This is a genomic window from Membranihabitans maritimus, assembly GCF_021729145.1.
Taxonomy (GTDB): domain Bacteria; phylum Bacteroidota; class Bacteroidia; order Chitinophagales; family Saprospiraceae; genus Membranihabitans; species Membranihabitans maritimus.
In genome coordinates this window covers 63,368-87,787 of the sequence record NZ_JAJSLW010000015.1, presented here as the reverse complement: position 1 = coordinate 87,787, position 24,420 = coordinate 63,368, and the positions used below count along the sequence as shown (strand labels likewise).

14 protein-coding genes are annotated in these 24,420 nt (G+C 40.1%); all 14 read right to left on the bottom strand.

What is annotated here, in order from left to right; genetic code table 11:
• Window positions 1-37: 37 nt before the first annotated feature.
• The gene (locus LVD47_RS17040; protein WP_236979086.1) at window positions 38-1,945 is read right to left on the bottom strand and encodes a metallophosphoesterase; all 1,908 of its coding nucleotides are present in this window, start codon (window positions 1,943-1,945) and stop codon (window positions 38-40) included.
• 46 nt (window positions 1,946-1,991) lie between these two features.
• On the bottom strand, window positions 1,992-3,170 hold the full coding sequence (locus LVD47_RS17035; RefSeq protein ID WP_236979084.1) for a purple acid phosphatase family protein: 1,179 nt from the start codon (window positions 3,168-3,170) through the stop codon (window positions 1,992-1,994).
• Between the two features lie 78 nt (window positions 3,171-3,248).
• Window positions 3,249-4,559 carry a hypothetical protein gene (locus LVD47_RS17030; RefSeq protein ID WP_236979082.1) on the bottom strand — a complete coding sequence of 437 codons (1,311 nt, stop codon included), beginning with the start codon at window positions 4,557-4,559 and terminating at the stop codon, window positions 3,249-3,251.
• Window positions 4,559-5,704: a sialidase family protein gene (locus LVD47_RS17025; protein WP_236979080.1), complete on the bottom strand. Its 1,146-nt coding sequence runs from the start codon at window positions 5,702-5,704 to the stop codon at window positions 4,559-4,561. Before LVD47_RS17025 ends, LVD47_RS17030 begins: the two co-directional genes overlap by 1 nt.
• Before the next feature lie 87 nt (window positions 5,705-5,791).
• Complete coding sequence (locus LVD47_RS17020) at window positions 5,792-6,802, bottom strand: polysaccharide deacetylase family protein (protein ID WP_236979078.1); 1,011 nt, start codon at window positions 6,800-6,802, stop codon at window positions 5,792-5,794.
• 94 nt (window positions 6,803-6,896) lie between these two features.
• A complete protein-coding gene (locus LVD47_RS17015) occupies window positions 6,897-8,915 on the bottom strand; it encodes an FG-GAP repeat domain-containing protein (RefSeq protein ID WP_236979076.1) in 2,019 nt (672 codons plus the stop codon).
• A gap of 203 nt (window positions 8,916-9,118) precedes the next feature.
• Window positions 9,119-10,765: an alkaline phosphatase PafA gene (gene pafA, locus LVD47_RS17010; protein ID WP_236979074.1), complete on the bottom strand. Its 1,647-nt coding sequence runs from the start codon at window positions 10,763-10,765 to the stop codon at window positions 9,119-9,121.
• 42 nt (window positions 10,766-10,807) lie between these two features.
• Window positions 10,808-11,905 (bottom strand): acyltransferase family protein, encoded by a 1,098-nt coding sequence (locus LVD47_RS17005; protein ID WP_236979072.1) that lies wholly within the window; start codon window positions 11,903-11,905, stop codon window positions 10,808-10,810.
• An 11-nt stretch (window positions 11,906-11,916) separates the two neighbouring features.
• Window positions 11,917-14,088 carry a hypothetical protein gene (locus LVD47_RS17000; RefSeq protein ID WP_236979070.1) on the bottom strand — a complete coding sequence of 724 codons (2,172 nt, stop codon included), beginning with the start codon at window positions 14,086-14,088 and terminating at the stop codon, window positions 11,917-11,919.
• A gap of 13 nt (window positions 14,089-14,101) precedes the next feature.
• On the bottom strand, window positions 14,102-16,441 hold the full coding sequence (locus LVD47_RS16995) for a hypothetical protein (RefSeq protein ID WP_236979068.1): 2,340 nt from the start codon (window positions 16,439-16,441) through the stop codon (window positions 14,102-14,104).
• A 101-nt stretch (window positions 16,442-16,542) separates the two neighbouring features.
• A complete protein-coding gene (locus tag LVD47_RS16990) occupies window positions 16,543-17,943 on the bottom strand; it encodes a PhoPQ-activated pathogenicity-related family protein (protein WP_236979067.1) in 1,401 nt (466 codons plus the stop codon).
• A 112-nt stretch (window positions 17,944-18,055) separates the two neighbouring features.
• Complete coding sequence (locus tag LVD47_RS16985; protein ID WP_236979065.1) at window positions 18,056-19,702, bottom strand: SusD/RagB family nutrient-binding outer membrane lipoprotein; 1,647 nt, start codon at window positions 19,700-19,702, stop codon at window positions 18,056-18,058.
• Between the two features lie 10 nt (window positions 19,703-19,712).
• Window positions 19,713-23,147 (bottom strand): SusC/RagA family TonB-linked outer membrane protein, encoded by a 3,435-nt coding sequence (locus tag LVD47_RS16980; RefSeq protein WP_236979062.1) that lies wholly within the window; start codon window positions 23,145-23,147, stop codon window positions 19,713-19,715.
• Between the two features lie 21 nt (window positions 23,148-23,168).
• A complete protein-coding gene (locus tag LVD47_RS23770; RefSeq protein ID WP_255785253.1) occupies window positions 23,169-24,149 on the bottom strand; it encodes a PKD domain-containing protein in 981 nt (326 codons plus the stop codon).
• Between the last annotated feature and the right edge of the window lie 271 nt (window positions 24,150-24,420).

The window sequence follows — 24,420 nt, the reverse complement described above, 5'->3', positions numbered from 1 at the left end:
ATCGAAAATAGTATAAACTGTTGAGATCTCACAAGGACTATTTTTTACGATAAAAATTCAAATTCGAAATAGGTTGATGAATACCATAGGGGCCTGTATATTCAAATCGCATATAATTGTAGTATCGATGGGTCTGGTACTCAAGTTCAAAAGGATGTAATCCCTTTTCCAGATAAACTTCCGTAGTGCCGTCAATTTCTCGTTTATACTCTTCTATTTTTAATTCATCATGAAGATAAAAACGAAAAATGTGATACCCATGACCATTAAACTTGTAATATCCCGATTCAGGAACCTCAATAAAACCTTTGTAAGACACGCCCCAATGTCTGCCTCTATGTGGTATTTTATCAAAATCAAAATCTTCTACTTTCCCGGAATTTTCCAATGTCAACTGATGAGAAATATGTTGTTTCTCGTCCCTCATTTCCCCCGTAAAGTATTCAAAGTTCAAACCCAGTTCAAAATTATTAGTTAATTTTTCACCAGTTATCAAAGGACTTTTCGTATAACTTATCTTGACTTCATCACTTTGCCCATGATCATTCTTAGCCATTGCTCGTATTGTCCGTGAATCCTCCAGAAGGATAAAGTCTTTCATTGCATCTCCGTTCGATTCTGAAGGAGCTGAGCCGTCAGTAGTATAATAAATCACATCTCCATCATTCACCGTTCTCAAATGTACATGCATCGTATCCCTGAAAATCCTTCGTGATCTTTCAGGAAAAGGCGTAACAGGGGGCAATTCTTTTGAAGAAATCTTTTTACGGCTTTCTTTTAATTCAAAATAGTCGAATAAATCCCCCTTTTCATCAATGGCCTGATATTGTAGTGTCTGCCCATTAATGGCAACATAGGCATAATGATGGGTAGTACGGGTTTTATTGGTAAACCAGGCTCTCGTAGGAGAAGCTTGTTCCAGTTTTCCTCCTGCACCTCCAACATTCAGATATAAAACACCCCCTTTTTCAACAGGTTTATTATTCAACAGCGGCCATGTTCTTTCATACATGTGTATGTGACCGTAAAAAACAATGTCCACGCCATATTTTTCATACAAGGGTATCAACATCTGTGCTTCTTCATCTCCTCTTAGCGAAAGTTCGTAATTTGTATCCCCAAAGTCATTTTCTTCCGTAGTATAGGGCGGATGATGTTGTATTACGAATTTCCAGGTAGCATCAGAGGAGGCCAACGCATGCTCCAGCCAATGGTACATTTCAGTACCGGGTTCCTGGTATTGGTCGGTATCAATCAGAAAAAACTCCGAATTCCCATAGGTAAATTGGTAAAAATGTTCCGGCTCGGGATTTTTTAAGTATTGATAGTAAAAAGCAGCATCATGCTCGTGGTTACCCAATATCGTAAACAGGGGAATTTGCTTCATATAGGGATTAGACGGGGCGAAAAAGTGATTAACCCACTCGTGTTTTCGATAGCCCAACCCTACGAGATCCCCGGCGTGAAGACCAAAATCCGGTCGATCCCTCAATGCCTGATTGGTGATTTTCCCCCATATTTCAGGATTACTTTGTGAATCGCTGAAAACCGTAAAGGCAAAGGGTGTATTGGCTTTAACAGCAGTTTTGAAGGGCAAAACTTCTGACTGTAGTGTATCTCCAGCAGCAGTCACTGAAGTAACCTTGTAAAAATAATTCGTTTCAACCTTTAATCCATCCAAGGTAACTTCATGCATAGTATTGAACTCATCACTCGAAACGTGTTGGTCGAGTATTGCCTTTTCAACATTGAATCGGCCAGCCCCATATTCTACTATGGAGGTAGATGGATGTGATGTTTCCCAAAGGATACTCATTTGGTTCTGTGTCGAAAACTGCAAATAGGGCTTAATCATAAATCCGGGCTGCCTGTCCTCTTTCCATTGTCCAAAACATATAATAGGGATTAGCAAAAGAAATAATAAAATCGGTTTTTGAGGCTTCATATGGTAGATATAAAATCTATGGTAGTTAAATAAAATATTCTTTTAATTAATTCTCTATTAATTTGTTGCCATCGGTTGACTTCTCCAAAATAAATGAATCGAATAACTTACCAGTAGCTGAATAGCTTTTATAAATCAGGCGGTCATTTTGGGTCTTAATTACCTGAAATAGTTGAATATTATCTCCCCGGGCCTGCATCCAGTCTTCATTTCCTACGTCGTACATCTTTGGTCCACTAACTGACACTACATACATCGTACCCTTATTTCCCGGACCTGTTTCATTTACCATCCCCCTTCCATATCCGTGGTCGTGTCCCTGCAATACAAGATCCACCCCGTACTTATCCAATACAGGTTTGAAAGCCTTTCGCAATTTGGGATTGTCACGGTTGGGTTTAGTACTATAGAAAGGGTAATGCAGTGTCAATATTGTCCAGGGCTGAATAGTGTTTTCAAGCACATTTTCCAACCATTCTAACTGTTTTAAACGCAATTCAGGATCCTCATCAATTTGTTCACCATCCAGTGAAATTACTCTCACAGAAGGATAATCGATAAAATAACAAGCTCCGTACAATTCTTCCTCTCCTGTTGGGCCATTTTCCGGAAGGGTAAAATGGGTTCTCCACAACGGTGATAATATAACATCGGTATATTCGTGATTCCCTGGAGTCATAATCGACGGGATCATTCGATGGATAAAACTGCCTGCACGATACCAATCCCCCCATTCCTTATCATTGTATCCCCTGTTTACCAGGTCACCTGCATATAGCATAAAGTAAGCGTCAGGGGCTGTAGCATATGCTTGCCGTATAACCCTGGACCATTGACTATGCAAATCGTTCTGTGGATCCCCTAAATAAATAAAGGTAAAAGTAGAATCTGAATTTTCTGAAGGTAAATTAAATTGGATCCACTCACTCCAACCATATTGATCACTTCCTACTCTGTACATATATTTATTCCCCGGTAAAAGGTCGTTGATTTTCACCCGGTAATTCTTGGATACAAGCGTCACACCATTGTAATCAACAGTATCAATTCTGCCTTGGGCTTCTGCCTTATTAAATGCAGATAAACCTTCAACAGGATGGGGAGTGGCAATTCCATATTGGATATTTCCTACGTCTACCTGCATTGGGACCCGCCATGTTACCGCCACACCTTCAGCACCGGATTCCAATGGATTGATCATTATCCGGGTCGGTTCGGTATTCATTTGACAATACGAATGCTCCAAGAAACATAATATAAAAGCAATTGAACAAATCCCTTTGAATAATAACTTCATATAAATTTACTCTGTTTTTTCTGTTTGATCTCCGAATCTTTTATTGGCCCCATGCATTTCATCATGACTTGAACTTGCTATGGCAGCCAAAATAAGAAGAACGGCTATAACTCCGCCCCAGACCTTTGTTAATTGGGTTTTAAGTTTTCTATCTGAAACCGGGTTAACAAAAGGCGTCCAGGGACGGGTCTTCCATAATACCAAAAGAACAATAATAATATTGGGAATTCCCAAATCATCTGATGTAAAACGGTATTCATAAAATGTTCCTGATGATATGGTTCGGAGCAAGAAATACCACAACCAACTAGCTACTAAAACATAAAATACATTTTTCCAATTAGCACTCCCCTTAATAATTTTATAAAACTGGGTTCCAATCACGAATAATGCTAAAAGACTAAGAATAGCTACCTGTATCCATTGACTGACAATATAGGATTCGACATTCGACATGGATAACCGTTCTGCCATCTCAGCTAACTTCTCGTGATTAAAGGCAAAGCTAATAACCAAAGCAGGAACAAATAAAAATATCAATGCCCCTGACCACCAATTAGCAGAATTTGACAATTTTGGCATTTCAGGCCAGGTTTGATTAAAAATTCCATAAGCCATTCCAAGTCCACCAAAAAAACCAATAGAGTACTCCATAACATTCCACCAATTAAAGGAAATACCACTCACGAATCCCATGGTTTGCAGGAAATTACCAAAGGCAAAACCAAAACCCCCGCCTACCATCGAATAAAATGCAACATTCCAGGAACGATTGTATCCATTGCGCTTCATATACCAGGCTAAAGCCGCTGCCGCTCCCAGGCAGCCCGCCCATAATTCCGAACGGGGTGGCGTCATCAACAACTCGAATTGATAAATAAGACCTCCCCAGACCAGATAGCCCCCGGCTACCATTTGAGTAACCAACATTGCCCAGTCCGGCTTTTTCTTTTCTGATGTTTCCAATAACATTCCCGTCAATCCACCTCCGAGAAATCCAAACAAACCACCTATTACAAACAATCCCAAAAGTCCATAGGATACATTGAAGAACTCTGTGCCTTTTCCATATCCTACAACCACTCCATAGCTGATCATTCCCGTCATTCCCCAACCTATTGCACCTATTGCCATTATGGACGGCCAGTTTTTTATCCAATCTTTTCTACCTGATGCCAGGACCATACTCACTACTCCCAGAGAGCCCGCCCAGGCAGCTCCCCATTCATGTCCAAACCTTCCCCGTATAGCCCAGGCTGTTCCAAGGGTAAGCATGGTCATCAAAATCGCCAACCACTTCTGCCGATTACTTTTCATTATTGATTCTCTTTAGAAAGGTTTTTGATTTGATCAACAGTACCTTCCCAGAAAGCTACTTTTTCACGTTGCCAAGTGTAGACAGCAGCAACCTTGTCGCGACCGGCAGAGATAATAGAAGGATATGAAAATTCATCATCAGGCACACCTGTTTCTATATCGTGTTTATACGGCCATGTTTTTCCATTATCTTCTGATACTGCAAGGGTCAAAGGAGCACGGTCTCCCCAATTTTTGTCATCGGGATTATAAGCCAGGACCAGGGCACCATCTTCCAATTTCACTAAATCAATTCCGCTATTGGGATTAGGAAGAGATGTCTCATATAATTCAGACCAGGTAACTCCATAATCATCGGAATCACTTCTTCCAATAAAGCCTTCTGAAGTCCGGACTAACATATGAACGTGACCGGGTTCAGACTCCCACAATGTTGGTTGGATAGATCCTTTTCCCTCGTATTTCTTACGGTCCATCGGAATATATTCACTGGCTTTCCATGTTTTACCACCATCCTTACTTATGTCCACAAAAGAATCCCATTGTCCTTCTTCATGGGAAGCCGGAGCCAACCAATCCCCATTAGAAAGAATAATGGGTTTATTTTTCACAGGACCTCTTCCTCCCCGATCTCCGGGAACAAGTTCCTTAGCTTCTGACCAGGTAGTTCCATTATCATCGGAAACGGTATACCAGGTCTCCCATGTAGGTATTTCTTTACCTACCTTGAAATACAAAATAACTTTTCCGTCCGGCGCAGTAAATAAAACAGGATTCCAATGCGGATCCTCTCTCAATTTTTCAAGTTCAATCGGATCACTCCAATTGCCCGGCTCACCCTTTGATATCCATATTCCTACATCATCGTGTTTTTCATGGCTTCCCCCAAACCAGGCGACTATATAACTTCCATTATTTAATTGTGCTACGGTGGAAGCGTGGCATTGAGCAAAATCTTTATTTCCTTCATTAAATACAAAGTCCCTGGTGGGTCCATCTAATTCCTCTGTTCCGGGTGTTGTTCCCGATTCAGATTCAGATTCACTACGATTACAAGAGATTGAAATTGATGTGAGGAACAGAAGTAGTGGCAATAATACAATTGCGTACAACTGATATACCTGATTTGTTTGTTTGCTTTCCATAATTTTTTATTTTATTCTATAGTTGTAGTATGATTATTTTATAGTTAATTGAGGCAAATATTGAAGATGGGAATAATTCGTTACTCGTTATTTAATTGCTTTCCTTCTTTCCATAACTTCCTTCCAGGTAGTGAGGATAATTCCCTCTTTTTCAATATAATTCTTCAACTTAGGATCCATCATTGCCAATAGATCACCCTTTCTTCGTACCCCTGAAGAAGATATACTATCGAATATTTCAGACGGGTGGGTACAATGCATAAGAACAAGAGTCAATCCAGGCTGTAGCATTTTAAAGGATTCCAAATATTTTCCCGTATAAAATTTCTGAATATTTTCGTCAGTTGGCTCGAGTTCAGAAGGAAAACCCCAACCGTAACTTATATTGTGTAGGTCATCCAATACAGGTAGCCCCATTGACCAGACTTTCTGACCTACTCCAGGTGCCTGATCCAAAATTTCCGGAACAGGAACATCCATGCCATCCTTCCATTTTCCACTTTTTTTCAACTCATGCATAACTTCCATTCGGTATTCTTCCCGCAAAACCGTATTATGGCCACCGGGAAACATCACCGGAATTTCATACTCGGCACCAACTTTGATATATCTCTGTAAAAAATCAGGATCCGCAAATAATGTCCCCATATGTGAATCCAGATGAGTAGGTTCGAATCCCATGGTCAATGCCCGGTCTATTTGCGCTCGAATTTCTGCTTCCACTTCATCAGGACTGGCATTTTTTACGACCTGATCGACGGAACGCCAAAGGCAACCTTCCGGATCTACTAACCCGGGCACAGCAGGTTTCCCCATCAAAGGTCCCCATCGATAATCATGCCATTCCGATGTCAGGGTCAGGTGTAGTCCCGCGTCAGAAGTAGGAGTTTGTTTGATATACCTTACAATGGCCGGGACCCAGGGACAAGGCATCATTACACTAAAAGAATTAGCCATACCTCTGTCGATGGCATCTCGCGTTCCTTTATTTGAATCCCAGGACATACCGGCATCATCCACATGAAGAATTATTATCCTGGCACCCTTGGGATATCCGAGTTTCTCAGCATATGTCTCCTGGGCTTGAACCTTCGTCATCGATATAATTGTAAAGAGAAAAAGCAAAAAAACAGTTTTTACTTCTAAAATTCTATTGATATTACTCTTTTGTAATGTCATTGTAAAATATTATTTATTGAGGTTTTTTATAATCTTTATTCTCCATGTAATAGAACAATCCGTCTTCTGCTCCTATGAGTAAATCCGGGATTCCATTATTATCCCAATCAACTACAGTAGGACTCGTAGTATGACCCACGAGGTCCCTTTCTGCCATTTTGCCCTGGTTCGATATGATAATACTACCATCATTTTGTCCAGTATTGAGCATTAAATCCACATTGAGGAAGCTATTTACGATTAAATCTTTTCTTCCATCTCCATTCCAATCAGTAATGGCAAACTTCCGACGACCACTTCCCCCGTGTAAACGGCGATTGAATTGCAGCGCACCTGCCGTACTATCCATGACTTCATTCTTTTGGTTATATGCGCTGTATTTATCATCATAAAAAATTCGGCTACCTGGTTCCAATATTAAATCACCATTCATCTCCTTTCGTTCAAAAAGGCATAAATACCCTTCATGGTCCATCATAACCAAATCCATAAGCCCATCTTCATTCCAATCTATTGCATAGGGTGTTGTTCTCCATTGTGTAGCCAGGGTTCCAGGCTCCGGATCCCACCAAAACCAATCGGGTTTGGGAGTTTGACCACCCTTCCAATCCACCTGGATGGGCTTTGCAATTGTTAATCTGGGGGCCGTTTTGGTCCCAATATTCTCATACCACAAAATTTCTCCCCAAATGGAATTGACCAAAACATCTAATAATCCATCTCCGTTCCAGTCGGCTACAGATAATGTTGTATACCCCCATTTTGCCTCACAAGGCCCCTGGATGGATCCATTTTCACCTGCCATTATCCTGATCACTTCATCGTCTGCTTTTAAATACTCTGGCTTTGCCCACTTAGGAGAAATTCCACCACTTAGATTTTCTATAAAACCTATGTAACCAGCTGTATTCCCGGCGATAATATCTTCGTCCCCATCACCATCCCAATCGACACTAAAAGGAGTTACAAGGGCTCCAAATTTTAAATAACCCGGTTTTTGCTGAAAAAACTCGGGATCAGCAAAAACAGGCATATTATTTTCAACGGCACCGGTGTTCTTCAGGAAAGAAACACGTCCATCTTCTTCTCCCACTATAAGATCTGTAAATCCATCCTTATTCCAATCAATGGCTACAGGAACGATCATCTCAAGATCCATACGTATCACCCCATTTGCATTTTCAAGAAATCGCCCTTCCGCATAAACTGGCTTCTCCCGTGACCCCGTATTCTCAAACCAGGTCATTCGATCCAGGAATTCACCACATATTATATCCAGGTCTCCATCCCCGTCAAAATCCGCAAAATTTGGTGCAGGGGCCCCGTAGACGTCTATATCTTTTCCCCCGGCCTGAATCCTACCGGCATTCGTAAATTCACCATTTTTATTTTCCAAGAGGTACACATAACCGTGCAAAGGACCATTTGTCCAATGGCCTTCATCATCAAAAGCATTATCCCAACCATAATCCCCCCAGTCATCAACCCCAACGATTATATCGTAATCCCCATCATTTTCATAATCTACATACTTCCATTGATCAAATCTGGGACGATCCTTTTTTAATTCTTTGTGGATTTCTTCCTTGGGAAACAAATCCACCATTTTTAATTCACCTTGCTTAAATCCCAACACTTCCTTTCCGGGGATTAAAATCCTGGGTTGTCCATCTATGAAAGAAACATCGATGTTTTTATCCCCTTCCTCGTGAATCTTTACCGGTTTTTCAAACACCGGCATATCTACATCACCCGTAGTATTCTCAAAAAAATAAATACCGTTGAATGGCGCATCCGGACAGGAAACAACCATGTCATAATCCCCATCATCATCATAATCCATAGGTAATGGCCATGCCCATAATCCTACACCTAAATCTGTAGTAATGTCCGGATTATTATACATTACCCTGACGAGATCCGGCGCCTCCTGGACTGCCGGTTCTATATCGGGATCTTCCGGTTCGGCACATCCAAATATCAATCCAATACATAGTAAACAACCTAATCCACTGTTTATTTTAAAATCCATTGCTAATTCAAAATTACCTGAAGTAAAAATCTAAAAATTTATCATTTATGCATTTGCAAATTCTCACCATTACTAATAGTATATTGACTATGCATTGGAGCGAAAATATCAAATACAGAAAGTTTTGTATTACCATTATTCCAGGCAATACACCGCAATAGATTTCATGGAACCCCTCATTAAAACCCCAACTAAAATATTGGTCAATCGGTAATTTCAAGAATGGGGTGACCAATGCTTCCACTTGGCATTTGAATTTTCAACATAGCAGCCAATGTAGGACTTATATCAGTCATACCTATTTGTCTATTAGTATGCCCCTGCTTGATATTCCACCCCATCCAAACCAACGGAATATGAGAATCATAAGGATGCCACAAGCCATGAGTAGCCCCACTCCATCTGCCTCCTTTCCAGTTGGGTTGAAACAATATGGCAATATCACCACTCCGCTTTGCATTATAACCGTTGACAAATTTCTCCCGGACAGGTCTCGGCAATGCTGCCTCACCCAAATCCTTCATGGGTACAGCATCTGCGATTCCGGGATGTTGCCGTACCAAGTGACAAATAAATTCGTAGAGTTCATCAATATCGACATCAGAATTATAAACATTTTTCCAATTAAGGTACAAATGGTAATTTGCTGAACTTTCGATTACTTTTTCAATATTGTATTTTTCGGATACCTTCTCATTTATCTGTTCTACAACCTCACTTCCGTATACGCCAGTAGGCAGTCCTTTTTCTTTCAAAAATCCTGGCGATTGAGAAACTCCGTGATCAGCCGTTATAAAAAATAGATACCCGTCCCTACCATACTTTTCATCCAAGTATTCAAAAAAAGCTTCAAATTCTTTATCCATCCTTAAATATGTATCTTCTATTTCAATAGCATTAGGGCCTACTGTATGACCCAAACCATCGGGAGTAGAAAAACTTATAGTCAGCATATCTGTAAATTCACCGCCTCCAAGATTTTCAGCTTCTATTGCAGCCCTGGCTATGTCAAATGTTATAGTATTTCCAAAAGGTGTATTTTTCAATAAACCATACTCATCCCCTTTTAAAGTCTCCAGATCATAGGGAAAAGTCGGAGTTTCCTTACCACCTAAACGGTTCTCATAATCTTTGTTATCTTCAGTACTTTGTTTATAAGTATCAATAGGGTATAATGTCTCCCATGTTTGACTAAGGTATTTTTCCGGTAACTTTTGCGCATTAAATTCTTTAACCCATTCCGGTAGATCATCGAAATAATATGTACTGGATACAAAATTTCCCGATTCATTATCGAACCAATAAGCTCCATCCGATAAGTGACCGGAAGGGAAAATAGCACCACGGTCTTTAAATGAAACACCTACAACTTTACTTCTAAAATTATTGGCTAACTTTAGTTCATCGCCAATGGTAGTCGTTAATAAGTTAACCGGGGATCTTGAATAACCCGAATGTGGTACACCCAAAGTTTGGGCTACCGTATCTTCTGCGCAATATACATCTCTTCCCAAAGCTTTATCATACCAATTATTACCGGCTATTCCATGCACAGATGGAACACTTCCCGTATATACACAAGTATGGCCACACGCCGTCACAGTGGGTGCATAATCAATATGAGTGTTTTCACAGGTAAATCCTTCTCGCAACATTCTTTTGAATCCACCTTCAGTATAACGGTCCTGATAACGGTATAAAAAATCCCACCTCATTTGATCAACAACTACTCCGACAATTAATTTTGGCTTTTCAGCACGGCTATCCGTTTGTTGGGCATTCGATGAATTGAAACATAAAAAGGAACAAAGACTAAATAGTATTACTTTAAATAACAACAGCGATTTCATTTTACAATTTTTTGGTGATAAAAGTATGTAAACTTACAATTTTTACACCTTTATGAATATCTTATTTTTATACAAATAATAAACGGGGATATAACAAAGAAAACAAAACAATAATGCCCATAGGAAAGATACAAAATACGGGCCTAAGCCCAACCCTGTTCCTCCACTCATAAACAATGAACGTATGCTTTCTTCCCCAAACATTGTTGAATGTGTTAAAATCGGAAGCACTCCTGAAATAACATATGCAGTAATAGCATTTGAACCAAAAACAACGCCAGGGAAAGTCCCTTTTTTTTGATTAAGTGTATCGATCCAGAAGTAGGATATACCCAGGGCTAATGAAGCCAATCCTGATGTATATAAAACATAGGAACTTGTCCACAAATTCTTGTTAATAGGAAAAAACCAATTCCATATTGAGCCAAGGGTAAATGCCACAAAACCACCTGTCATTAGCCATATCACCTTTCGATCATCTGTACGGTCACTTACAATAAGGTGTCCGGCCAACATACCGGTTATACCACTTACTATCGCAGGAATAGTACTTAAGATGCCTTCCGGATCCCAGGTACCCTGGTACATACTTCCGGGAACAAGTTTACTGTCGATCCATGCAGCTATGTTCTTGCCCGGTTCGAGCAATACCTCTCCATAATCCGGATGAGGTATCAATACCATTACCAACCAATAAAATATAAGAGAAACTATTCCCACAATCCAATGGGTTCGCTTCGATGTAAAAAGGAATAATAGGGCACAAACTAAAAATACAATTGATATCCGCTGCAACACACCGGGGATACGAACATTAGCAAAATCAAATTCGGGGAATAAATTTAAAAATACACCTAATGCGAATATGATAATGGACCGCTTGAAAATTTTAGGGACCATTTCCTTCGGCTCCCTTCCTTTTGACAATTGTTTGGTATAGGCCAGCACAATTGAAACACCTACAATAAATACAAAAAACGGAAATACAAAATCAGTAGGCGTTATTCCATTCCACTCTGCATGATGTAATGGATGATAAACAAAATCCCAGGATCCTGGAGTATTAACTATTATCATTCCCGCAATAGTTAATCCTCTAAAAAAATCGAGGGATATCAGCCTTTTTGAAGTTTGTGACATAATGTATTGGTTTAATTCTTTTCAGGAATAATAACATCTAAATATCTTCCCATCCAGTAAGGTAATAAATATTCGTCTCCAGCCAATTCTCTCTTTCCATTACTTCCCCCATCGAGATCGAAAGGATTACCATTATATCGCATTGTCTTTCGCTCAGCCGGAGACAAAACCTCTTTAATTGATTGTTCTCTGAAATTCGGCTCTAAAAAATCAAGATCTTTACGATGTGAATTTTTCGAATTCCAGCGTATCATATCCATTTGAAATTCCCTCAAATGCCATTTAACAGAGGGTAAATCAATCTTCCCGGTAGTTCCATAGGTAATCAAACTCCAAAGAGAATTTCGCTCGGGTTTTTCAATTTCAAAGTGGTCGTCGATTACATCACTGTAAATTGATTTCAAATCTTCATTAAATGCATAATGGTATAAAACCCAATAGGTAAGAAAAGACATTTCATCATCGGAATGATTCCATCCACCCATTCCCATATTGTGCCCCTGGTATATGACATCCGGTGTATAATCGATTTTATCATATGGGATCTTGATATTATCCAGATAACCATGGTCCTCGAACAAACGGAAGGCCTCTTCTTTATAAATTTCCTTCCCGGTTAATTCATAGGCCAATTGTAATCCCGCCGTAAGAGTTATACTACCCAATTTCCTATCAACTACTGTTTCCGGATACATATTTAGATATTCTGGATTCCATCTTCCCCACAGGGTAGGTTCTCCATCCACATCAACAAAATAATAGTCATTTTCGATAATGTGGGTCATAATATCATCTATAAAAATAGTTACTCGTTCTTCCTCTTCTTTCGTCAAATCGAGGTGTCTGTGTAAAATACCCGCCACCCACAGGTAGGCTACAAATTCATCACTACTGGTATGACCTTTCCATTCCCACCCGTCTTGTGGACTATCCCTCCACCTCTCATGGTCAGAGACCTTAAAACCTTTACGTGCAAAAGTTCTTGATGGAAATCCATCTAATTGATTGATTGATATAAGACGCTCGAATGACTCAAAGGATTCCAGTGCATTTTTCTTTGCCTGGGGATCTCCGGTTGTAGCATATTTAAATACTTCACTTCCAAGATAAAAACAAGTCCACAAACCATCGTTATCCGTATCGATTAATTCTGCTGTAGTCAAATCTCCCCTTTTTCTCAACCTGGTTTCACCTATCAATCCCAACCGCAGATGCCGTTTTCGTACTTTGTCATGGAAATATTCCGCCTTCTTTCCGAGCGTCATAGATTTATACTTGATTTCAGAAATACCTCCCTCTGTCAAAGCATAAGTATTTCCTTTCGAGTCAATAGCTATATCTATCACCCCGTCCTGGAGCAGCCAGCGTCCTGATTGAAAATAATTGAATTTCTCAAAGTCAGAAGTAGAAAATGCACCAATCTCCGTGCCCGCCCACAATTTACCGTTGGAAAAATCCATACATGTAACTTCCAAAACCGGCAATCTGGAGACCGCTCCCATTGTTTCTTTCCAATTATCAGTAGAAACAGAAAATATACCTTCATGGGTGGATACAAATAGCTGGTTTTCACCAAATTCCCAACTAAGGATACCACCTTTGCTTACGACCGGAGTAAACCTTCCGTCCTCATATTTAGAAATACCAAACTCCGTACGTATAAAAAAGTCATCACCATGTGCTTTCACCTCGAGTATTGCATCGGGCTCACGCCCGGAAGTAGCAAATTCTTCCGAAAATAATTGAAATTCATGTCCTCCGGTTACGAGAACTTTACCGGAACTACTTACAGCAATTTGTTCAAACTTTCCACTGTCAAAATCACCATAAGGCACACCTGCATGGGCATTTGACAAATAATGATCATCAAATAAATAATACAAATTTCCCGTTTCACTTTGTATCGTCAAATCCTTCGGAACCATGCCCTGTAATGGTAAGTACCTGTCATCTTTCACCAATTGCCCATCTAAAATCACATACATAGCTTCTTCCGAAAGCGCATAAACATTATCATCACGATCTATTAAAATCTTTTGCAACTCCATTTCTTCATTAGATCCTTTCAACGGATACTTGATAGAAATAGGTTGCAAATATTCTTCATCAACAAAACTTTGTGCACTAACCGTGTTTAAACCTACTGCCAGACACACAAATAATAACCATTTTAAATCACGCATATTATAAAGAAATTTAATTGTTTTTAATTAGCCACAATTCATTCACTCTTGAATGTTGTCTCCAATTGAGGTGGCTCTCGTCTATACCTTTCCATGTAATTTTCAATTTTCCATCTTGGGTCACTTTTGCCGGAATTTCAAGCGTGACCTTCTCCCCCGTTACTTTAGGTTCTGTTATTCCCCTAAGGTCTACACCATCAGCCTGGATATATGACCTTCCGACACCGGTATATACCAACTTATAGGTAGCTTCCGGATCCAGGTTATTATATTGTACAGCATGTGGCCACCTCATATTTATCATCCATGAAAGTCGGGATTTATTATACCCTGAATCCCACCAGTCAAATCCTGGGTTATCACTTAATTCAAATAAATAATCGTTTTGTGGCGCATTCAATTTTACGACGTGTGGGCTCTTATACACATTCCCAATATCGTCATAGTAACTTCCCTCCCCGGGATTTTCCCATAAACCTATTTCCTTTAATCTTTCCTGTTTTCGGTCCTCGTTCCAACCTTCCATGTTTTCAAACTCCTTTTCTATCCACCACTTATTGTTCAATGGACGGTCTATAAAATCAATATAAGCTCCTCTTTCCGGATTTCGAGCTCGGTAAAGAGGTACACTTGGCTGAAATCCAATAACCTCAAATAAATCGTCTGATAGATGAAAAATGCGGTTTCTCCGTACATCTTTATCAAAAAGCTCCTTGCTTCTGGCCAAAATCAACCGAACTGAATCCATTGTTTTAGCAGCACCCCATTCATTACTTTCCCTCATCACTTTATTGGCCTGATTTTCCAATTGCTCTTCATATATAAAACGATCTCTCACATATGAATCCAGAAGCGCCCGGGTAAGATACATTTTCCATCGCCAATGTTCCCAAACCTTATCCAATTGCCTTCTTTCATTGATAGATTGCCAACGTTCCAAAGTGGCGTCAATTGCACCATTGTATTTTATAGCACCATCCCAGTTCCTTTCCAATGCAAACAGGGCGTCAGCTATTTCCTCTGAAGCTTCGGAATCAAGGAAATAGTTGGCATAATCTTTAACTATAACCCGGATATCCAATGTCGGATCAACACCCAATTGTGACCAGATCATTTTATTTAAATCATCGTGAATTCCATCAGAATATGTAATAAATCCATCCGTCCATTGCTGAGTATGTAAATAAATATTATGGTAGCGAAGCGGTTGGGGATTGATTGGCTCACGCCCCAATACAAAATTAAACGCAGGATCCCACCAACGGTTCGGATATTGACATCGAACCGTATGGGTAATATCGGGATAATGCCGTAACTGATAGGAGTCAGGTAAGGCCTTTCGTGTTTCTTCCATAGGAGGGCTACTTGGTCCGGAAACCAATCCACCCATCCATTTTCGGTCCTGAGCTTCCATATAATCATAGACATATTTACTGGCTTCATCGGTAAACCCCTGAAGTGATAACCACATTGTAGATTCAGGATGGTATTCACGAAGCAATGCAGCCATTTTTTCCATCATTGGCAACACTAATTCCGGTGGATTATTACCCGGATCACCCCCGGGAACAAATACAGCATCCAATCTGGATATTTCACTGTAAAACCTTTCGCATTCTTTGAGATAATCGTTTGCTTTCCCTTTGTCATTTAGGTCAAATGTTATTGGCGACCAAATCCAATAATCCATATTGTATTTATCACAAATTTCACTTACTCTCAAATTCATTTCCCAGTTTGAAAGGGTGAAATGAATAGGACTATCTTCCGAAAAAGGAATATTCTCCATACTATTTGCACCGAAAACAATCATATCCCGTATATATTGTTCGTACTGCTCAGGAGTCCAGGCATCAAATGCATTGGCGGTATTCCTGTAACCAATCTGGTGTCCCCGGATTGATTTATCAGGTTTCACACTAACATCACATGGTTTCCATCCAAGCTGTTCGCCATATATAGCAGTTCTTAGAAAATGGCCAATCCCAAACAATAGCCCCCTGAAATCACGCCCCTGGATAAACACCCGTTTATTAATAGTAATAACACGGTAAGACTCCGGACCATCCGGTAGAGAAAATTCGTTAAGCTTTTTCTCCTTTCCCTCAGGCCAATTAGAATAATTACGGGGGATCAAAACAATTTGTCCTTCATCAAAATCTGGTATGCCTGTCAATTCCGGAATACTTCCCACTCTCTTACCTAATTCCTCCTTGAAGAATTTCCAGGCAATACTATCCCGACCGAGATCAATTCCCGGTTCTATGTAAATACTTTTAATCTCAATATTACCTGCCCCAAAAGAAAGATTAATGAGTACAAATAAAAAAAAGCTGGTTTGTAAAAATTTCAATTCACCAATAATTTGACTGATTTCAAAAAAAAGATAAAGGCCCGCACAAAGTAATAATTTTGACCTTGATTCAAAAAAGGTTTGGGAAGAATTTATGACTATTATTCATTTAAATTAAAATAAAGAGAATCCTCACCCATTACGTACATCCGGCTGCTGAGTGGATAATCTGAAATAATGTCTCCCTTAAAGCCAACATTCCAATAAGTTGCTAAATACCCAGATTCCGGACTTTTGACACTGGCTTCAAATGAATTGTCATGCCCAACAGCTGTCCGGTTCACCTCCCATAATTCGTTCCTGAAGTCCCTGTCAGGTGAATATGCGATCCATTGTTCAATAAATTCAATGGGATCTTCAGAAGATACAGACCAACTAAAGCCATCCTTCAAAGGGACATATTCGTATGCAAAAGTAGGAGATTTCTGTCCTTCCAGCATATCATTGAAAAACTCGCTAAGAACCGGGATGGCTTCAGCTCCCCCATTAAGGTCATGTCCCGCATTAGGAGTATAATGGATATACGTTTTTCCCGGCAACTGGGTCAAATAGTTCTTGACCGCATCTACGGGCCAATAGGGGTCATTTGTACCAATGAAAATTAGCTTCGGCTGGGACAAATCATCGCGGTAAGAATAGGGGTCAATCATTGTTGCCAATGCCCTGCCCCCTGGTGAATTAATATCCTGAGCAATTCCCAAACGGACATAATCCTGAATTTCTACACTATAATCTCCCCAGGTTTTTACCTGATAATCAACGTTTACCGGCATATTAAGTATATCAATTACCCCAGGGGCTATGGCTTTAACTCTATCGTCCTTGGCACCAGTCAACCAGGTAGTCCATCCCCTTTTGGAAAACCCGGTCAAAAGAAAAGAATTAATTGCTTGATCAACTTCTAATTTGCAAAATTCCTGAACAACATCCATTCCTTTGACTACACTCTTTACCATTGGAAAAAGTAATGGCCAATTGAAATCATTATCCCTTTTGTAATTATGCAGCGTAAATGAAATTAATGCATCTTCCGTTAGGTCATCAAATAAAGGTTGGTTAGGAACCTGTCTGATTAATGAAGTAACAGCATGGTTTTTTGAAGCAATATCTAATAGTGCGGTCAACACTTCATCATCCCCGTCCGGATGAATAGTCGCTTCGTTATTTTTCCCTCCGGATATAAAAATTAGTGCTCCATCCTCCTGAACTTCCTCAGGAACAACAATACTTACAGAATGTGTCCAGATAATACCCCTCCAGGTCTGGGACGATAATTTCACTTGATAAATCCGAGCATTCCCTTTTTCCAATGTTTGTTCCAATTCCCATTCAAACGTTTCATCATCATTCTGCAAATAACGCTGCAAGGCGTTTTCAGGATTTATTTCTCCATACATTTTGCCTCTATCACCAGGATTTCCCGAACTTTCTGTACAGGACTGAGCGCTAAAAATAAAAACTGCACCAAATAGAAAAAAGATAATTACCAGCCTATTTTGCATTATAACCATAATTATTATAGAAAAGTTTGTCCTGGGGATTTGGGTTTTGAATTGCGTCACATACTATTTAACACAATTTCTATTTATGACAGAACAGATTTCCTTTATATTTTTAGTACGGTTTACCAGTTCCCTGCAACAGCCACATTTTCGACCACGCACTATTATTACTCACATCACTACCTTTATATTCGGTAGGTTCCAATCTAGCAATAGCCGTTTCTGCATTTACTGTATTCCTGGATATTTCACTATCAAAATGATAATAGAATCGGAGTGGTAATGCCGCTCGCTTCGCTGACTCCCCGGTTTCCAACTCCGGCAATCCCGTTCTACGAAAATCGAACCAGGATTCGGCAGCTGCGGTCCAACTGGCAATCCATTTTTGTTCTATTATACTTTCAAGTCCATTATATGGCGCTTCAAAGTTATCAATTTCACCTCCGACTCCCCAAGCATTAAATGACTGTCGAATACCTTCCGTATAGTATTCTTCCGGGGGGGCGGACACCCAGCCATATAGCGCAGCTTCGGCCAGAATAAATTGCACTTCTGCAGCAGACAATAATCTCATTTGTAATAATGGACCGCTGTTTTCACGATACATATCGGCTAACTGTGAGGCATGCGGATTAAATACCCCCTGATCAAGATTAGGATTCATATTGTATTGTGGTGCTGCAAAAACAGATGGAGGAATTCCGACATATTCCGGATCCAAATCTATCGCTAGATTCCAGGTTTCTTCGTATGCGTTTATAACATCTGAAGACACATCCCGTCGGCCATCTACGACCCTATCTATTTCTGATCCCGGCACCTCAACCAATGGTATAGTCACTTTATTAGCCCAAACGCTTAGTCTGGGGTCATCATATTTTTGAAGTGCTTCTACTAATGTTGAACACATTTTTAGACGCATATAATCACCGCTCGGATCCGGATTAAAAACCATAGTGGTGGGCCATGAGTCCGAAGGGGACGTACCTATATAACTTACATTGGCATCTTCAGACGCATCGGTTATTATGGGAAATTGTGCGGGATCAGAGATGATTTTCTTAATACCTTCCTCCGCTATCCCGGGTTCTTTAAGAGAAAGACGCATATAGTAACGAAGTGCCAGGGAGTTGGCAAACTTTTTCCAACGAACAATATCTCCTCCATATAAAATATCCTGTACGGGGTCTATATTATTATAAGAACTGCTGTTTCCGGACAAGACTGAATTAGCTTCCTCAAGGTCACTTAGTATTCCCAGATAGATATCCCTTTGTTGATCATAAACCGGTTTGAAGTAATCCGCACTCTCTTCTGCTTTCAATGCTTCTGAATACGGCGCATCTCCCCAAAGATCAGTTATCAAACCAAAAGTATAAGCCTTTAAGACCAGGGACACCCCCTGGTGAAAATCATATCCTCCGTCAATCGATTTTTTATACAATTCATCAATATTTCTCAAGATACCATATAAACCTTCCCAACTTTTACTTTGATTATCCCAATCATAATCATTGTGCCCCGATGACCATCCATCTTTTTGAGTATGCTGCATCACCCCCGCTATATCTCCATAACCAAGCTCTACCACACTACTTCCAATACCTGAAATCACAGTAGGCATCAGCAAATTAAGATCCGCAATTTCTGGATCCACCCCATTGGGATTAATATTCAATTCATCCAAATCCTGGCACCCCATTATCCCAAATAACAACAACGGGGCGTATAGCATCAACCTGATTTTTAATTTTTGCATGGTTTCATTTTTAAAAGGTAAAATTTAATTTAACCCCTATCGGTACAACCCATGGATCAACGTTATACCTTTCTACTCCCTGGTGAAATCTTCCACTGCTCTCCGCCTGATAAGCTCTCTCCGGATCAACATTCAGAGGAGAGTCTTTCGTCCACAACATAATATTCCGACTATAAATTGATAAATTCAGTTTATTAATTTTCCATTTTTGGGTCCAATGATCCGGAAAATTATATCCCAGAGAAATTTCCCTCATTTTAATATAATCAGCATCGAACATATTAGCTTCTCCAAGATCCCAGGGATAACTTACCACGTACGGCAGAAATGTAGTTCCTTCATTTCCAAGATTCTCCCTATCCAAAATAAACTTCCCGCTTTCATCGTGATAGCCCAGCACACCCGGAGCAAATGTTCCATCATAAACGGTAAACCCACTGAAGCTCTCCGGAAATCCGCCATATTCTGGCGTCGGTCCACCTACCGGCCTGACTTTATCACTGAGAAGCAAACGATCCTCATTAGCCACTACCCAATCCCGGAGTTCCCGGCTAGGACCTCCACCCAGCTCTCCCGGGTGTATCAATTCGTCAAGCCACGTCTGGGTAAGCACTGATTCAGACATATACCGAAAGGTTTGGGATACGAATTGCCCCCCCGACCTCCAGTCAAATGTCATATTAAGTGAAAAGTTCTTAAAAGTCAGAGATGATTGAAGTCCTAAAATAAAGTCAGGATTGTAATTTCCAACTTTCGAATATTCTTCTTCACCCTGCCATTCTGTATCAAGACCACTCCCCAATATCGGATATCCATAGTACGGTGAACTTTCATCGGTTACCCTCATCACCTTACGTGTGTATAAATTGCCGACACGGCCATCCCGACCTAATTCATCGTTTTTGGCATAGCCTATATTCTGTACCCGGGCCTGGTCCCAGAATTGAATAAAATCGATTTCATCAGCTAATTCCAATACACGAGTATCATTTTTAGTAAAATTGAAAGTAAGGTCCCAATTCCAATCCGGCGAACTGACAGGTGTAATTCCGAGTAAAACTTCTACACCCTGGCTTTGTAAGAGTCCCGCATTGATCTGGACCCTACTAAACCCCGTAGATGCTGCGAGAGGTACTGATAATATTTGGTTCTTATTATCAACTGTATAATAGGTGGCCTCAAGCCGTAATCGATTGGAAAACATAATTATGTCCGTTCCCAGTTCAAAAGAAGAGGACGCTTCCGGTAGCAAATTAGGACTCAACAAACCACTGGGCTTGGACAATTGGATCGCATCTCCCCATTGTCCCGCATTGGAATAGGTAGCGACTAAACTATAAGGATCAGTATCATTTCCAACCTGTGCCCATCCCCCCCGCAATTTGAACATATCCATTTTTCTTCCAAAATCAAATATTTGATCTAATAGAACACTTAATGAAGCCGAAGGATAAAAATATGAACGATTGGCCGACGGCAAAGTACTTGACCAGTCATTTCGGGCAGTCAAATCCAAATACAATAGGCTTTTCCAACCTACATTAGCCATTGCGTAAATACTATTTATCGCCCTTTGGCTCCGATAATTGGAATAATCAAGTGCTCCGGAACGAATATTATCAATCGTAAACAGATTGGGAATTACTAACCCCGCACCGGACTTCGAAGAGGTCCGTGATCCGGAAGCACGAGAATAAAGCATATTTCCTCCCAAAGAACCCAAAATTGAGAAATCATTCCAATTATTATTATAGGTAGCAAGAATATCAATATTCCTTTCCAGACCATTTGAAGAGGCAATACCATAAGACCCATTATTCGGTTCCTGGGTATAGCCAGGTCCAATTTTTGATTCTCTTACTTCATCGGACTTATTTAAGGTAAAACGCCCCATAATTTCGAAAGTAGGAGCCACTTCCCAGGTAGCCATTAGATTTCCAAATATTCGATACCGATCAATGCTATTATTTACATCATGTGCCAGGAAATAAGGATTTTCGTGATTATTTGAAACTCGCTTGATATTGTTTCCCGAACCGTAATCTTTCAGCTTCTGAATGTCTATATTAGTAGGATGACTATATGCCCATTGCAATGGATTGGTACCACGATTAGATGAGGGTCGGTTGTCCGAATTAGTGTTGTTGAAATTAATATTAGTGCTTATCGTCAATCGATCACGGAGCCTGGAAGATGCCGCCAGGGTTAAATTATTCCTATTCAAATCCGAATTCGGAATCAGGCCACTGTGAACCATATTGGTATATCCAAGCCTGTAATTCAGGTAAGGATTACTGTTAGAAACGGATATACTATTGGTACTGGTGAGTGCATATTCATTTAAAAAATTCTGGATGTTATTAGGATACGATATCACCTCTGTCGGAACGGAAGCACCGTTGGCATCCACGGGTGCGTCCCATTGTACTGCCCAATACCCTTTATCGTTTTCAGGTCCGGAACCCGTTCCATCTCCTGGACTAATCGCCGGTAGTATTCCACCACCTACATTCTCAGGGGTAAATGAAAAAAATCCTGTAGAAAACTTATTCTGGGTATTCACGTAGCGGGAGGGCAAATCAAAAACCGTGTTGGAAGTAACTGAAATACTCATGGGTTCACCTTCCTGAGCTTTTTTGGTGGTAATCAACACAACTCCATTGCCAGCTCGAGTGCCGTACAAAGCTGCTGCGCTCGGACCTTTTAGGATTGAAACATTTGCAATGCTTTCGGGGTCCAGGTCTGCAATTGCATTCCCATAATCTACCCGATTGTCATTTCCGAACCCACCCACATTATTGACGGAACTTGTAACAGGCACACCATCAATTACAAATAATGGTTGGTTATCGGTACTCAACGACGTAGCTCCCCGAATCACCATATTTACGGAAGAGCCGGCTCCACCTGTTGAACTAACAGACACACCAGCTACTTTACCTGCGAGGGAATTAAGTACATTCTCCTGGGCCACCCTTGTCACCTGATTACCGTCCACTCTGCCTACAGAATACCCAAGAGACTTTTCTTCCCTTTTAATTCCTAACGCTGTCACAACTACTTCATCAAGTGCTTCGGCACTTTCCTCCAACACGACATTTATGGTACTTCGGTTTTGCACAGATATTTTCTGTGTTGAATATCCTATATACGAAAATACAAGAACAGCATCTGCCGGCACCTGAATACTATATTCGCCATTTTCATCGGTCACCGTGCCATCACCAGTGGATTCTACCAGAATGGTCACTCCCGGTAATAATTCGTCATCAACCGCTGCGGAAACTCTTCCCGACACTTCAAAAGTAGAAGTTTGAGCATTCAGATCGCCTAAGGCATAAGAAGCACTAAAGAAGATTAATAACATACGCCAATAAACAGGGTTCCAATTCATATAACTCCTTGAATACTCCGCTATATTTATATTTAAAATTCCAAAATTCATTGTAAATGGATTTAAGCTTACTTATTGAACAGCATCAAAACTGAGAATCAAAGCATGGGTATTTATACCCGGGTAATCCTGCGAAGCAGCCATAAACATAATGAGCTGCATTTTGTCATTTGTTATTTTATTCACGATAACCTTTCTTTGAAAATCCCTGAACCCAATATATTCATTACCTGAAAAGTCAAGTGTACTAACATCATTAAAAGTCAATGCTCCCTGAGCTCCGTATACAGACGAAACTGTAATGTCTTCTTTGGATGAATATGTAAAAGTGGCATTATTTTCAGGTTCATACTGAGCAATGCATAATCCAAATTCCGCACCATTAGCATTGATAATCCCCGTCCCTCCATTAAGAGCATACTGATATACAATACCTCCGAAGGCTCCACTATCATCTTTCACATCATGAGTATATCCTCCATCGTAAAAAAAAGTAAATTCATCTTTGTAAATATCTCCCATACCGAATTCCAGGTCAAAAATACCGGTAGGAAGAGGATTTGGTGTTCCATCTACCACACTAAAATCGGCATCTGCATTGGCAAAATAGTCCCCACCACTACCGTGATCTGCACTGAGCTTCCAGGTTTTTCCCTGATAATCATCCCTGGTATAATCACCCGTAAGCATAGAATACGGTGTCAGATCAAGAGCTACGGTCACTTCTTTTGTCACCGAATTCCCCATTGCATCCGATGCAACAAGAACAACCCTGTAATAGCCTCCTTCCTCATAAATATGTACAGGATCTTTCTCAGCACTTGTATCGCCATCACCGAAATCCCATTGCCAACTCACCGCATTATGTGTCAATGCAGTAAGAGCCAATTGTTTTTCTTGTATACTATGAAAGATTTCGGCCGAAAGAGGAAAAGTATTACGGGGTTCTTCTTTTGTGCACGACAGTATTAATCCCAGCACCGAAAACACCACTGCTGAGAACAATAATCTCTTTCGGTTTACTACAGAGGATTTGAAATTGTTTTTGATCATCTCTTCACTTTTTGAACCAAAGTCAAACAGCATTTTGTCCAAAATAGCACTTTCTTAAAGATTTTTGTTTGCAAATATTATCCATAAATAATACTATTCTATCTGAAAACCTCAAATCAATTTATAATACCGACACATTTAAAACAATCAAATATTTATTTTCTAATAACACTCAACTGCAAAATCATACGATTACAAACAAAAAGAAATAGTGCGGACTTTTGCATAGGAGTATTGACCGTTAAAAAAGTTAAGAAATTCTTGTGAGAGA

Coding starts and splice junctions, on each gene's coding strand:
- LVD47_RS17040 (WP_236979086.1), bottom strand. CDS start 1,945: ATGAAGCCTCAAAAACCGATTTTATTATTTCTTTTGCTAATCCCTATT.
- LVD47_RS17035 (WP_236979084.1), bottom strand. CDS start 3,170: ATGAATACCGAACCGACCCGGATAATGATCAATCCATTGGAATCCGGT.
- LVD47_RS17030 (WP_236979082.1), bottom strand. CDS start 4,559: ATGAAAAGTAATCGGCAGAAGTGGTTGGCGATTTTGATGACCATGCTT.
- LVD47_RS17025 (WP_236979080.1), bottom strand. CDS start 5,704: ATGGAAAGCAAACAAACAAATCAGGTATATCAGTTGTACGCAATTGTA.
- LVD47_RS17020 (WP_236979078.1), bottom strand. CDS start 6,802: ATGACGAAGGTTCAAGCCCAGGAGACATATGCTGAGAAACTCGGATAT.
- LVD47_RS17015 (WP_236979076.1), bottom strand. CDS start 8,915: ATGGATTTTAAAATAAACAGTGGATTAGGTTGTTTACTATGTATTGGA.
- pafA (WP_236979074.1), bottom strand. CDS start 10,765: ATGAAATCGCTGTTGTTATTTAAAGTAATACTATTTAGTCTTTGTTCC.
- LVD47_RS17005 (WP_236979072.1), bottom strand. CDS start 11,905: ATGTCACAAACTTCAAAAAGGCTGATATCCCTCGATTTTTTTAGAGGA.
- LVD47_RS17000 (WP_236979070.1), bottom strand. CDS start 14,088: ATGCGTGATTTAAAATGGTTATTATTTGTGTGTCTGGCAGTAGGTTTA.
- LVD47_RS16990 (WP_236979067.1), bottom strand. CDS start 17,943: ATGCAAAATAGGCTGGTAATTATCTTTTTTCTATTTGGTGCAGTTTTT.
- LVD47_RS16985 (WP_236979065.1), bottom strand. CDS start 19,702: ATGCAAAAATTAAAAATCAGGTTGATGCTATACGCCCCGTTGTTGTTA.
- LVD47_RS16980 (WP_236979062.1), bottom strand. CDS start 23,147: ATGAATTTTGGAATTTTAAATATAAATATAGCGGAGTATTCAAGGAGT.
- LVD47_RS23770 (WP_255785253.1), bottom strand. CDS start 24,149: ATGATCAAAAACAATTTCAAATCCTCTGTAGTAAACCGAAAGAGATTA.